Origin of the sequence: Micromonospora sp. NPDC047074, assembly GCF_040643815.1 — a bacterium.
Taxonomy (GTDB): domain Bacteria; phylum Actinomycetota; class Actinomycetes; order Mycobacteriales; family Micromonosporaceae; genus Micromonospora.
Map to the genome: position 1 here is coordinate 141,704 of NZ_JBEYVB010000006.1, position 12,945 is coordinate 154,648.

A 12,945-nucleotide genomic window follows, 5' to 3' on the forward strand; every position below is an offset into this window, starting at 1 on the left:
CGTCGCGGCGGCCGACGGCCGGTCAGTCCGCGGGCTCGGGCTGGCCGGCGCCGCTGCGCCGCCACCGGTTCCCGTCGTGATCCGTGAAGATCAGCTCCACGGAGACGCCGTCTGCCGGCGTCAGGCTGCGGCCGGCGGCCAGCGTGACGAACAGTTCGTGGTTCTCGCGGCCGTGGATGCGGCGTACCTGTTTCGGGGCGGCCAGCTCGACGGCCGGCCCGGTGCCGTCTCCGGGCGGCGGCAGGCACGGCGTCGCGGCGAGGTCGAGGACCGGCGCGTCGCTCTCGTTGGAGACGACGATCCGGACGACCGAGCTGCCGCGCACCTCGGCGACCGCCGAGACCAACCGCGCCTGGGTGGCCCGGGCCCGTAGCTCGTCGGAGCGGCGGGAGCGGATCTCCCGGCGCAGTCCGAGATAGACGAACAGGACACTGGCGATGGAGCCGACCGCCCCGAACCAGTCCGGCACGGTGCCCCAGTCCACGAGCTGCTGCAATTGCGACCAGTCCATGCGTCCATCGTGGAACGTCGTGGCACGCGGCGACCCGGTGGATCGGTCGGATCTCGACGACGGAACCGAAGGCTCGCCGCCGGTTCCGGCCGTTGGCCCGACCGGAACGGAGAGTGTGCAACCCGGCACGGAAGTGGATACGCTGGCGGTCGACGTGGCGACGGGCCGCCCACCCTCCATTTTGTCCATCCCCGTGGACGCGATCGTCCGGCCGCCCCCTCGCCGCATTCGCCACCGCGAAGGGGGACCGCGCGTTGACTGCGGACGCTCCACCCGACGACACCGGCGCTCCCCGGCAGGTGTCCGTGTACGACCGGCCGAGTCGGGTCTCCGTCGATCCGCCGCTGGGGCGGCTGGACGCTCCGCTGCACGGCCGCGACGCGTTGATCGACGAGATCATCGGCCCGCACGCCGACGCGGGCACCCTGCCCTGCGTGCACATCCTCTGCGGGATGGGCGGGTCGGGAAAGAGCCACGTGGCCCTGGAGATCGCGCGCCGGGCCCGGGCCTCGGGGCGCGCCGTGTGGTGGGTCCAGGCGACCCGCCTGAATTCCGGGATGCGCGAGGTGGTGAGCCAGCTCGGCGCCTCGGAGACCCAGGTCGACCACGCCTGGGCCGGGCTGGTCAGCGCCACCGACCTGGTCTGGCGCTACCTCAACCAGGCCCGGCAGCCCTGGCTGCTGATCTTCGACAACGTGGACGACCCGGCCACGCTGGGCCCCGCCGGTGGGGTGCTCGCCGACGGCACCGGCTGGCTGCGCCACCCCGAGGCGGAGAACGGCATCGTCCTGGTCACCACGCGGGACGGCAACCGGGCGACCTGGGGCACCTGGTCGGTCCTGCACCAGGTGCGCCCGCTCAGCGCCGAGGCGGGCGCGCAGGTGCTCGCCGACCGGGCCGGCGCGGAGGCCGGCGACCTCGCCGACGCGCAGGAGCTCGCGCGCGACCTCGGCGGCCTGCCGCTCGCCCTGCGCGCGGCCGGCAACTACCTCAGGTCGGTGAACGCCAGCCCGGTCTTCCGCGGCTCGACCACCATCACCACCTTCGCGGCCTACCGGTCGGCGCTCGAACGCCGGTTCCGCTCCCCACGCGGCGCCTCCGACGTCGACCTCGACGAATCGCTCGGGCTGGAGCTCGTACGCGAGGTCGACGACATCTCGCTGGACCTGCTGGCCCGCCGCGACCTGCAGCAGAGCCGGCCGCTGCTCAACGTGCTGGCCTGCCTGAGCGTCTCCCCGGTGCCGTACGAGGCGGTGTTGAAGCCGGCGATCCTCGCCGCGTCGCCGCTCTTCGAGGGGCTCACCGCCCGGCAGCGGGTCAAGGTGCTGGAGGGCATCGGCGACCTCGCCCTGGTCGACTTCGACGTCCGCGCGGACGGCACCGATCCGGCCTTCGCCCACGTGCTGTCGTTGCATCCGCTGGTGCACGCGATGTTCCGCGACCGGGACGAGGTCCGCCAACACATCGACGAATATCACCGGCTGGTGATGACGCTGCTGCTCGCGGCCACCGAGGGGCAGAATCCGGACGACCCGGCGGCGTGGTCCAACTGGGACGTGCTGGTGCCGCACGTGGCGGAGGCGGTCCACGAGTACCTGGCGCCGCAGCGGCAGAAGCACGACCCCGAGACGGTGCAGCGGGCACTGGAACTGACCCGGCTCGCCGCCCGTTACCTCATCGCGGTCGGCCTGCCCGGCTCGGCGCACGGCATCGTCGATCCGATCGTCCGCGGCTGCGCGGCCTACGACCACGACCCGGATCGACCGGAGGTGCTCGCGCTGCGGCACGAGCTGGGCCGGACGTGGCTGGAGCGGGGCCAGCCGGAGATGGCCGAGCGGGTGCTGCGGGAGGTCATCGCCGACCGCACCCGGGTGCTGGGCAGCGACGACGCCGACACCCTCGCCAGCCGGCACAAGCTGTCGAAAGCGATCATGGCACAGCGCCGGTGGCCGCAGGCGGAGGCGGAGCTGCGGCAGATCGTCGCCGCCGAGGACCAGGTCCGCGGCCCGGAGCACTGGGACACGATGGTGGTGCGGCACAGCCTCGCGCTGGCCGTCCTCGCCCAGCAGCGGGCCGAGGAGGCCGAGGAGATGCTGACGGCGATCCTGGAGGTGCGCTACCGCAAGTGGCCGCTCAACCAGCCCGAGACCTGGCTGGCCCGGCACACCCTGGCCCGCTGCATGCAGCACCTGGGCCGGCTCGACGAGGCGGAGCGGGAGTTGCGGGCCACCCTCGCCACCGTCGAGCCGCGCTACGCGGACCGCAACGAGGTGCTCGCCATCCGGGCGGGTCTCGCCGCGGTGCTGCTGCTGCGGGGGCGGATCGACCAGGCGATCGAGGCGTACGAGCTGCTGCTCGCCGACCGGCGCCGGCTGCTCGGCGACGCCCACCCGGACACGCTCCAGGTCGAGGGGGCGCTCCGCCGGCTCCGCGCGGGCGAGGATCAGTGAGGACGGCCGGGCACCAGATCACCCGGATCGGTGTTGCCACCGCAGACAACCAGCGCCACCCGCTCCCCCGCCTTCGGCACGTACGCGCCCCCCACCAGCGCGGCCAGGGCGGCCGCGCCGCCCAGTTCGGCGGCGACCCGTAGCTCCGACCAGAGCAGCCGGCGCGCCCGCACCAGGTCCTCGTCGCGGACCAAAACGGAAAGCACGCCGGTACGTCGGGCGGTTTCGAAGGCGATCTCACCGATCCGGCGCGCGCCCAGCGAGTCCGTGGCGATGCCGCCCACCTCGACGTCGACCGGGCGACCGGCCTTGAGTGCGCCGTGCAGCGTCGGGATCCGTTCCGGCTCCACGGCCACCACCCGTACCCCGCCGTCGAACCAGCTCGCGATCCCCGAGACCAGACCGCCGCCGCCGACCGCCACCAGCACGGTGTCGATCCCGTCGACCTGGCGGTCCAGCTCGCGGCCGACCGTGCCCTGCCCGGCAACCACTTCCGGCTGGTCGTACGCGTGCACGACGAGGGCCCCCGTCTCCTCGGCCCGTCGCGTGCTGGCCGCGTACGCCTCCGCGTAGTGCTGGCCCACCTGCCGCACCTGGGCGCCCAGGCCGGCGAGCCGCTCCACCTTGACGGGCGAGGCGGTCACCGGCACGAACACCTCCGCCGGCACCCCGAGGGCCCGGGCCGCGTGGGCGACGGCGAGCCCGTGGTTGCCGCCGGACGCGGCCAGCACGCCGGCCGCGGGCAGCGGGCCCTGGAGCATCCGGTTGAAGGCGCCGCGCGGCTTGAACGAGCCGGTGTGCTGGAGCAACTCCAGCTTGAGGCTGAGCCTCCCCGGCACGCCCAGCTCCCCGCCGTCGACCGTGAGCACGGGCGTCTGCCGTACCCGCCCCTCGACGAGCCTGGCGGCCTTCTCGACGTCGTTTCTGTCCACCATCGTCAGACACTTCCCTCGCTACGACCAGAGAGCCAGCAGACCGTCGTCGGTGAGCCCGACGAAGCACCCTATGGAGATCCGCCGGCCACCCGAGGCGGGCCGGACCGTGTGGTAGTTGCGCGGGTCGAACAGCAGGCCGTCGCCGAGCGTGGGCCGCAAAGTCAACGACTGCGTCCCGTCGACCACCGACTCGTGGTAGCCGTAGCCGCCCGGGACGCGGGTGTCCTCGTCGGCCGGCTGCCACCGCCGCCGCCAGAGCACCGTCTCGCCGCCCTCGGGCGGGACCCGGAGGTAGATGTTGAAGGCGAGCTGGGCCACCACCTCGGTGTCGAGCAGCCGGCCGCGATATTCGCGCACCGCGTCGTCGTAGTGCACCTGGAGGCCGTCGTCGATCTCGCGGACTATGCCGACGTGCATCTCCCGCCCCGCCCGGCGGCCCGCCGTGATTCGGGGCCAGGCCGGCCGGAACGCCTGGAGGCAGAGCTCCCGCGGCGTGTCGGGCAGCCCCAGGACGGACCAGTGCTTCTCCGCCGCCCGGGCGGCCTCCCAGTAGTCGTCCCGCAACTCCCCGGCGTGCCGGTGGTCGTTGATGGCCGGGCCGAACTTGGCCACGGCGGGGAAGACCCGGGACTCGTCGTAGCGGTCCATCGGGGCGGCCGCCAGGGCGGCGGTGATCGCCTGACAGCGCCCCGCGGAAAGCAGCCCGGGCACCCGCAGTGCGGCCAGCCGCCCGGCCATGAGGCCAGCGACGGCCGAACGGGTGATCCGCGTGGACTCGACGACGACGAAGAGGGGATCGCTGTTCTCCCGTCGTCCCACGGCGGCCCTTCCCGTAACGAGGATCCCTGACCGAAACACTCGCGCGTCCGGTGGACGCACCGTTGCAATGTACCGAGAGGAGGCACCCACGGCCACGACAAGCGGCATTGACTGTCACGCATGTCGTGAACGTTTTCCACGATTCGGCGAACCGGCGGTACGGCCTGCCGGCGAACGGCATGGCGACGCGGCCGGACGGGGACCGCACTCCACCGATCGGGGAATGGTTCGGGCGCCGGGACGGATGGAGAATGCGACTAGTCCGACTGGTGACGAGGAGTCCGACCATGGCTGGCGCCGGCCCGACCGATTTTGACGCCCCGGTCGACCGACTGGAGCTGGCGCGTCGAATCGCCTACGAGCTGATCGAGTCCGATCACCAGGCGTTCGAAATCGCGATCCGGCAGCGTCCGCAGTGCTGGTCGCGGCGGCACGCCGGCCACGGCCACCGTCCGGACAGCCCGCGCGGCTGACCCCCTCGGGTCACTTCCAGCGGAAATGGACGAAGAGGCGGCCGAAGTTCTTCGAGTCCTTCTCGACCCGGTGGTATAGCTGCTTGACGTCCTTCTGGTCGAGGAAGCGCAACACCCGCTTCTTCAGCTGACCGGAGCCCTTGCCAGGGATGATCTCGACCAGCGTGGCCTTCTTCGCCACCGCCTCGTCCATGATCCCGCGCAGCGCGCGGTCGATGTCATGGCCCTTGTTGAAGATGTCGTGCAGGTCCAGCTTCAGCTTCACGCCGCACCCACCGGCAGGTCACGTCCCATGACACCGATGGTAGGCCTGGGTCGGGGCGCCGAACACCGACGGTGGAGGCACGACTTTTCGCACACTGACGGCTGCCACCGCCGGGCGGCGGACACGCGTCGGGGCAGCCCTGTCGAGCTGCCCCGTCCACGCGCCCATCCCGGGGGGCGTTCACCCCGCCGCCGTCAGCGACCGCCCGCCACCCGCGCCGCCACCCGGTGCAGGGCGGCGCGGTAGTCGTCGTTTCCGCTGTGCATCGCCGCCGCGATGCGCAGGTGCCGCAGCGCGTCGGCGTGCCGGTTCAGCCGCTCCAGCGTCCGGCCCAGCACGTGGTGGGCGTAATGGTCGCTCGGGTCCCGGTCGACCAGTTCCCGCAGTTGCGCCTCGGCCCGGTTGAGCTGGGCCGACTGGAAGTACGCCCGAGCCAGGAGCTGCCGCACCGAGGCGTTCTCGGGCTCGGCCTCGACGATCGGCTCCAGCAACCGGGCTGCTCCGGTCGGGTCTCCGGCCTCGAAGAACATGGTCGCCCGCCGGTACTCGGCCAGAAGATCCATTCGACCCACCCCCTCGTCTCGCCCCGCACTGCCCCGACGCAGACACAACACCCCTCCCCCACCCCCTGTTCCCGCCCTCCCCCGTCCCTCCCCCACCCCTCCCCCCACCCCTCCCTCCCGCCGCGATCTTGCAGTTTGCGCCCGGGCGATCAGGACGAAAGCCGCAGAAGTTGGGCCGAAAGTGCAAGATCGCGAGGCGGTTGCGTGGTGGGGGCGCGTCTTGGGGGTGGGGGGGGTCAGGTCGAGGCGGTGTGGCGGGGGGTGGTCAGGTCCCAGGCGCGGACGCCGCCGACGATGCCGGCGGTGTTCGGCACCACCACCACGTCGTCGCCCATCCGCGCGAGTTGTTCGGGGCGGATCAGCCGGGAGTTGCCCCCGCCCAGATAGAGCCGGTCCCAGCGGAACACCGGGCGCAGCCCGTCCACGACCTGCCGGATCCGGCGGGACCAGAACGCGTCCCCGAGCCGGCGCCGTTCCGGCTCGCCGACGTACGTGTCGTAGGTGGTGCCCCAGCGGACCGGGGCGTGGGACAACTCCAGGTGCGGGGCGAGCACCCCGCCGTCGAAGAGCGCGCTGCCCAGCCCCGTGCCGAGGGTCAGCACCAGCTCGCACCCGGTCCCGGCCACCACCCCGGCCCCGTGCACCTCGGCGTCGTTCAGCACCAGTGCCGGCACCCCGAACGCCTCGGCGAGCGCTGTCCTCGCGTCGTACCCGGACCACTGGGCGACCAGGCCCGGGTCGACCTTCGACCGCGGACCGGAGCGGGTCACGTAGTGCGGGGTGGCCACCACAACCCCGTGCCGGATCATCCCCGGCAGGCCGACGGTCAGCCGGTCCGCCGCGGGCAGCCGGCTGGCGAGGTCGAGCAGCGTCTTGACGAGCAGTGCCGGCGGCAGGGGGTACGGCGTGGGCACCCGCAGCGGTCTGGCCCGCATCGTCCCCGCCTCGTCCAGCACGGACGCCTTGATCCCGCCGCCGCCACAGTCGATCGCCAGAGTGGTCACCACCTGAGCAGTGTGCCGTGTACCCGCCGGACATGGTGCGCGGTACCTCCCGCCCCCCGCTCGCGATCTTGCAGTTGTGGCCCATCGTTCGCGACTTTCACCCCATTCGCCCGGGCACAAACCGCAAGATCGCCGGGGGGAGCGAGGGCGCGGAGGGTGCGAGGGGCCGGGTAGGGTCGGGGGTTTATGGGTGGGACTTTGATCGGCAAGGGGCTGGCCGCGGGGCACGGGGACCGGGCGCTGTTCGCCGGGCTGGACCTGGTGGTCGCGCCGGGCGACGTGGTGGGGCTGGTCGGGCCGAACGGGGCGGGGAAGTCGACGCTGCTGCGTACCCTCGCCGGGTTGTTGCCGGTGGACGCCGGCAGCGTGGCGCTCAGCCCACCCACGGCGACCGTGGGGCACCTGCCGCAGGAGCCGGAGCGTCGGGCCGGCGAGACCGTCCGCGACTTCCTGGCCCGGCGCACCGGTGTCACCGCCGCGCAGGCCGCGCTCGACGCGGCGACCGTGGCGCTCACCGACGGCGTGCCCGGCGCCGACGACGCCTACGCCGAGACGCTGGAGCGGTGGCTCGCCCTCGGCGGGGCCGACCTGGAGGAACGGGCCGAGCAGGTGGCGGCCGAGCTGGGCCTCACGGTGGACCTGGACCACCCGATGACCGGTCTCTCCGGCGGGCAGGCGGCCCGGGCCGGGCTGGCCTCGCTGCTGCTCAGCCGGTACGACGTCTTCCTGCTCGACGAGCCGACCAACGACCTGGACCTGGCCGGCCTGGAACGGCTGGAGGAGTTCGTGACCGGGCTGCGCGCCGGCACGGTGCTGGTCAGCCACGACCGGGAGTTCCTCGCCCGCACGGTGACCCGGGTGCTGGAGCTGGACCTGCACCAGCAGCAGATCCGGCACTACGGCGGCGGCTACGCGGGATACCTGGAGGAGCGCGAGGTGGCCCGCCGGCACGCGCGCGAGAACTACGAGGAGTATGCCGATACCCGGGCCGCGCTGGAGTCGCGTGCCCGCACACAGCGGGCCTGGATGGAGAAGGGCGTGAAGAACGCCCGCCGCAAGGCCACCGACAACGACAAGATCGGCCGCAAGTTCCGCGCCGAGTCGACCGAGAAGCAGGCCGCCAAGGCCAAGCAGACCGAGCGGCTGATCGAGCGGCTGGAGGTGGTCGAGGAGCCGCGCAAGGAGTGGGAGCTGCGGATGGAGATCGCCGCCGCGCCCCGCGCCGGCGCCGTCGTGGCCTCGCTGCGGGACGCCGTCGTACACCGGGGCGACTTCACCCTCGGCCCGGTGACCCTCCAGATCGACTGGGCCGACCGGGTGGCGGTGACCGGGGCGAACGGCTCCGGCAAGTCCACCCTGCTCGCCGCCCTGCTGGGCCGGCTCCCCCTCGACTCGGGGCACGCGGCGTTGGGCCCGGGCGTGGTGGTCGGCGAGGTGGACCAGGCCCGGGGGCTGTTCCTCGGCGACGCGCCGCTGATCGACGCGTTCGGCGCCGCCGTACCGCAGCTCTCCCCGGCGGACGCGCGGACGCTGCTGGCCAAGTTCGGCCTGCGCGCGGGTCACGTGCTGCGGCCGGCGGCGACGCTGTCGCCGGGTGAACGGACGCGGGCGGCGCTGGCACTGCTCCAGGGGCGCGGGGTGAACCTGCTGGTGCTGGACGAGCCGACGAACCACCTTGACCTGCCCGCCATCGAGCAGCTGGAATCCGCGCTGGCCAGCTACCCGGGCACGCTGCTGTTGGTCACCCACGACCGCCGGATGCTCGACGCGGTGACCACCAACCGTCGGCTGCGGGTGGCCGCCGGACGGATCGCCGAGGACTGAACCGTGCCGACCCGCTCCCGGCGGGTCAGAATGACCGCATGCTCAAGTGGGAGTACGCGCTGCTGGTCCGCCGCCGCCAGGCGGCCACCACCGACATCGGCTGGGAGATCGTCTTCGTCTGGTACGGCCCGGACGGCTCGATGGTCGACGTGACGGCCTACGGAGACACCGCGCTGGCCCATCTCAACCGGGCCGGTGACCAGGGCTGGGAGTTGGTCGCGATGAGCGAGGACCCGTCCATGCCCGGCAGCAGCGAGCTGCACCGCTACCACCTCAAGCGGCCCAAGACGACCGCCCCGCCGCCCCGGCAGCGGATGCGCGGCGCCGGTCGCCCCCGACGGACGATCAACGGCTGATCCGGTCGGCACCGCGCGGCCGACGACTGACGCCGACCGGCACGCGCCGCGTTGGCATCGCGCCGCGCCGGATTGGTGGCGCGCCGGATTGGTGGCACAGAGCGGGCATGACGGGCGGCGATCCGGGTAACGGCCGGCGGGAGGTGGCCCGGATGGTCGCGCTGGCACAGACTCCGCCCTCGGCCGAACGGTTGCGGGCGGTCGACGGATTCCTCGCCGAGTCGTGGGCCGACCAGGCCCGGCACGACGACCGGCTGCGTGACCTCGCGGTCGAGGTGCGCTTCGACCGGGGCGTGGCCCACCTGAGCGGGGAGGTCGCGGAGGAGGCCGAGCTGCGCCTGGTCCGGGACCGGGTGGGCCGGCTCGCCGGGGTGCTCGGCGTCTGGTGCCAGGTACGCGTCGGCGGGCGCGACCCGGTGGTGGTCGACCTGGGCTGCGGCCCCACCAAGCAGTGGCCGGGCAACCTGGGGCTGGACATCTTCCCGGCCACCGGGGTGGACGCGGTCGCGGACCTCTCCGGTTCGCTGCCGCTGGCCGACGACTCGGTGGACGTGTTCTTCGCGGTGCACATCCTGGAGCACCTGATCGACTTCCTGGCGCTCGTCGACGAGTGCCACCGGGTGCTCCGGCCGGGCGGCGTGCTGCACGTGATGAGCCCGTGGTGGCGGCACGTGAACGCCGTCGCCGACCCGACCCACGTCCGGCTGCTCGACGTGCAGACGATCAAGGGAGTCTGCCTCCAGCGCCCGCCGGGCACCCCGCGCTGGTACCCGCTGCACGTCGGCTGCGACGGCGCCTCGATCTTCGCCGACCTCACCCCGCTGCCCCCGGGCGCGGACGACCCCAGCCCTTCCCACCTGGCCCGCTTCTTCGACTGACCGTCCCGACGGCGCCGGCCGGGCCCGCGCCCGGCGGCCCCTTTCGGGACCGCACGAAGGCGCACCGCCCGAGGGACAACACCGCCGAGATCCGGTACGGGGTGCAGGGTGGGCGTCCGCCAACCGCCACGTCCCGGCATCCGGGCCGCCACGGTAGGTTGTGCGGGCCGTCACGGTCGGCTCCGTGAGCCCGGCCACAGAGACGAGCCGACCTGGCCGGAAGGATCGATCCTGCCCTGCCCCTTGCGCGGACCCCGTAGGGTGTGAAAATTTCCTACCAGCGGCAGATCATCATCGGCGAATCTTGCCGTCTGTGCCGCGATGAACCCCTGACACGGGAGCCCCAACGAAGGGACACACCGCATGAAGGCAACTCGGCTCGGATCCGCCGGGCTGGCCGTCGCACTGCTCGGCGCGCTCGTCGTCGCCACCCCCGCGAGCGCGGCGCCCGACGCGGCGACCACCGCCGCCTCGACCACCACCTGCGTCACCGACCCGGCCACGCCGAAGCGCCAGTTCCGGGCCATGTGGATCTCGTCGGTCGTCAACATCGACTGGCCGACCAAGACGTCCCAGACGTCGCCGGACCGGATCGCCACCCAGCAGGCCGAATACCGCGAGCTGCTCGACCTCGCCGAGCGGCTCAACCACAACGCCGTGGTCGTCCAGATCCGGCCGACCGCCGACGCGTTCTGGCCGTCGCCCCACGAGCCCTGGTCGGAGTACCTGACCGGGGTCCGCGGCCAGGACCCGGGCTGGGACCCGCTGAAGTTCGTCATCGACGAGGCGCACAAGCGGAACCTGGAGTTCCACGCCTGGTACAACCCGTACCGCGTCTCCATGCCCGCCCCGGGCGGCGCCGGCGGGGACGTCAACCTGCTCGCGCCCAACCACCCGGCGCGGGAGAACCCCGACTGGGTCTTCGCCTACCCGCCGGCCGGTGTCGCCGGCAGCCGGCTCTACTACAACCCCGGCATCCCCGAGGTCCGCGAGTTCGTGCAGACCGCCATGATGGACGCCGTCAAGCGGTACGACATCGACGGCGTGCACTTCGACGACTACTTCTACCCCTACCCGAGCGGCACCCACCAGGTGCCCGACGACGCCACCTTCGCGGAGCACAACCGGGGCATCACCAACAAGGCCGACTGGCGGCGGGACAACACCAACCTGCTGATCCAGGAGATGGGCATCAAGGTCAAGGCCGCGAAGCCGTGGGTGAAGTTCGGCGTCAGCCCGTTCGGCATCTGGCGCAACCAGTCGGTCGACCCGCTGGGCTCGGACACCACCGGCAGCCAGGCGTACGACACCGTCTCCGCCGACACCCGCAAGTGGGTGAAGGAGGAGTGGATCGACTACATCGTGCCGCAGCTCTACTGGTACATGGGCCAGTACCCGGCCGCCGACTACACCCGGCTCGTGCCGTGGTGGGCGGACGTGGTGAAGGGCACGAAGGTGCAGCTCTACATCGGGCAGGCCGACTACAAGAGCGGTGACCCCGTCTACGGCTCGTTCTGGATGAACCCGCAGGAGCTGTCCAACCACCTGACGCTGAACCGCCAGTACCCGGAGGTCCAGGGCAACATCCACTTCTCGGCCGTGCAGGTGCGGGCCAACCGGCTCGGCGCGACCGACATCTACGCCGCCGAGCACTACTCCCGCCCGGCGCTGATCCCGACCATGTCGCACCTGCCGAAGAAGCCGCTGCTCATGCCGGTGGTCACCAAGGCCGCCCGGCAGGACGACGGGGTCCGGCTGAACTGGATCCAGCCGGCCGACGGCGCGGGCCCGCTCGGCACCGCCGCGTCGTACGCGATCTACCGCTTCGACGGCGTCGGCCTTGCCGGCCGGTGCGACTTCGCCGACGCGGCGCACCTGGTCGACACGGTCCGCGCGGCCGGCACCGGGACGCAGTCCTGGGTGGACACGACCGCCGAGGCGGGCAAGCGGTACACGTACTACGTGACCGCGCTCGACCGGCTGGCGAACGAGAGCCTGGCGAGCCCGCCGGCCTTCGTCGTCCGCTGACGTCCGACCGAATGCCCCGGGTGCCACCGCACCCGGGGCATTCGTCTGTTTCGACACCTGTCATCAATTGTCCGCCGGCACGACACCCCATCGAACAGCCGTTGATCGACACTGATCGACATTCCGGTGACCCGCCGGTAACCCGTCCCCCGCCCGCCACCCCCGCGGAGGTAACCGTGCCCAGACGCCTCACCACCCTGCTCGCCGCCGGCGCGCTCGCGCTGCTCGGCGCGCTCGGGGTCGCCTCCCCCGCCGCCGCCGTCACGCCGGCCCAGAAGCTGTCCGTCCTGTCGAGCTGGACCCAGACCAGCGCCAGCAGCTACAGCGCCTGGAACTCCGCCCGGCTGAACAAGGCCGCCTGGGCCGACTACGCCTTCAACTGGTCGACCGACTACTGCTCGTCGAGCCCGGACAACCCGCTCGGCTTCAACTTCGCCCTCTCCTGTCACCGGCACGACTTCGGCTACCGCAACTACAAGGCGGTCGGCCAGTTCCCGGCGAACAAGTCCCGCCTGGACAGCGCCTTCTACTCGGACCTGAAGCGGGTCTGCGCCACCTACAACACCGTCGTCCGGCCCGCCTGCACCAGCCTCGCCTGGACGTACTACCAGGCGGTCAGCGTCTTCGGCTCGGTCGCCGCGGTGCAGCAGGCCGACATCGACCGGGCCGCCCGGATGAAGGCCGACGCCGAACGCCAGGCCGCGTCGCGCCGCTGACCCACCCGTACCGCGTCGCGCCGCTGCCCTGTCCGGGCCGCGGCGTGCCGTGGTCCGCCGCGCCGGCCTGGGTCCGCTTTCGCCACCGCCCGGCGGCGAGGCGGCCCAGGTCGGCCCGGTGCC

The 12,945-nt window shown here is 72.7% G+C and carries 13 protein-coding genes; 7 read left to right on the forward strand and 6 right to left on the reverse strand.

Going from position 1 to position 12,945, the window contains the following annotated elements:
* Positions 1 to 22 precede the first annotated feature (22 nt).
* On the reverse strand, positions 23 to 511 hold the full coding sequence (locus ABZ809_RS12095) for a hypothetical protein (protein WP_357562481.1): 489 nt from the start codon (positions 509 to 511) through the stop codon (positions 23 to 25).
* Positions 512 to 765: 254 nt separating this feature from the next.
* On the opposite strand from ABZ809_RS12095, the gene ABZ809_RS12100 reads away from it, so the two are divergent.
* Entirely contained in the window at positions 766 to 2,961 is a 2,196-nt protein-coding gene (locus tag ABZ809_RS12100) for a tetratricopeptide repeat protein (protein WP_357562482.1), read from the forward strand.
* Here ABZ809_RS12100 and ABZ809_RS12105 read toward each other — a convergent pair.
* Positions 2,955 to 3,896 carry a threonine/serine dehydratase gene (locus ABZ809_RS12105; RefSeq protein ID WP_357562483.1) on the reverse strand — a complete coding sequence of 314 codons (942 nt, stop codon included), beginning with the start codon at positions 3,894 to 3,896 and terminating at the stop codon, positions 2,955 to 2,957. The two genes, ABZ809_RS12100 and ABZ809_RS12105, sit on opposite strands and share 7 nt — an antisense overlap.
* An 18-nt stretch (positions 3,897 to 3,914) precedes the next feature.
* The gene (locus ABZ809_RS12110) at positions 3,915 to 4,715 is read right to left on the reverse strand and encodes a proline hydroxylase (protein WP_357562484.1); all 801 of its coding nucleotides are present in this window, start codon (positions 4,713 to 4,715) and stop codon (positions 3,915 to 3,917) included.
* A gap of 287 nt (positions 4,716 to 5,002) precedes the next feature.
* Between ABZ809_RS12110 and ABZ809_RS12115 the strand changes: the two genes are divergently transcribed.
* Complete coding sequence (locus ABZ809_RS12115; RefSeq protein ID WP_357562485.1) at positions 5,003 to 5,188, forward strand: hypothetical protein; 186 nt, start codon at positions 5,003 to 5,005, stop codon at positions 5,186 to 5,188.
* A 10-nt stretch (positions 5,189 to 5,198) separates the two neighbouring features.
* On the opposite strand, the gene ABZ809_RS12120 is transcribed toward ABZ809_RS12115, so the two are convergent.
* From ABZ809_RS12120 to ABZ809_RS12130, 3 genes are all read right to left on the reverse strand, one after another.
* Positions 5,199 to 5,453, reverse strand: a complete 255-nt coding sequence (locus ABZ809_RS12120; RefSeq protein ID WP_013736060.1) for a Smr/MutS family protein — start codon at positions 5,451 to 5,453, stop codon at positions 5,199 to 5,201.
* Positions 5,454 to 5,647: 194 nt separating this feature from the next.
* A complete protein-coding gene (locus tag ABZ809_RS12125) occupies positions 5,648 to 6,016 on the reverse strand; it encodes a tetratricopeptide repeat protein (protein WP_357562486.1) in 369 nt (122 codons plus the stop codon).
* A gap of 236 nt (positions 6,017 to 6,252) precedes the next feature.
* Positions 6,253 to 7,023, reverse strand: coding sequence for an ROK family protein (locus ABZ809_RS12130; RefSeq protein ID WP_357562487.1), 771 nt, complete (start codon positions 7,021 to 7,023; stop codon positions 6,253 to 6,255).
* 183 nt (positions 7,024 to 7,206) lie between these two features.
* Between ABZ809_RS12130 and ABZ809_RS12135 the strand changes: the two genes are divergently transcribed.
* The 5 genes from ABZ809_RS12135 to ABZ809_RS12155 all read left to right on the forward strand — a co-directional run bounded on the left by ABZ809_RS12135 (position 7,207) and on the right by ABZ809_RS12155 (position 12,822).
* Positions 7,207 to 8,844, forward strand: coding sequence for an ABC-F family ATP-binding cassette domain-containing protein (locus ABZ809_RS12135; RefSeq protein WP_357562488.1), 1,638 nt, complete (start codon positions 7,207 to 7,209; stop codon positions 8,842 to 8,844).
* 38 nt (positions 8,845 to 8,882) lie between these two features.
* Entirely contained in the window at positions 8,883 to 9,200 is a 318-nt protein-coding gene (locus ABZ809_RS12140; protein ID WP_357562489.1) for a hypothetical protein, read from the forward strand.
* Between the two features lie 152 nt (positions 9,201 to 9,352).
* The gene (locus tag ABZ809_RS12145) at positions 9,353 to 10,078 is read left to right on the forward strand and encodes a methyltransferase domain-containing protein (protein ID WP_357562603.1); all 726 of its coding nucleotides are present in this window, start codon (positions 9,353 to 9,355) and stop codon (positions 10,076 to 10,078) included.
* A 363-nt stretch (positions 10,079 to 10,441) separates the two neighbouring features.
* Positions 10,442 to 12,106, forward strand: coding sequence for a family 10 glycosylhydrolase (locus ABZ809_RS12150; RefSeq protein ID WP_357562490.1), 1,665 nt, complete (start codon positions 10,442 to 10,444; stop codon positions 12,104 to 12,106).
* A 176-nt stretch (positions 12,107 to 12,282) separates the two neighbouring features.
* Entirely contained in the window at positions 12,283 to 12,822 is a 540-nt protein-coding gene (locus tag ABZ809_RS12155; RefSeq protein ID WP_357562491.1) for a phospholipase, read from the forward strand.
* The last annotated feature ends 123 nt before the right edge of the window (positions 12,823 to 12,945 follow it).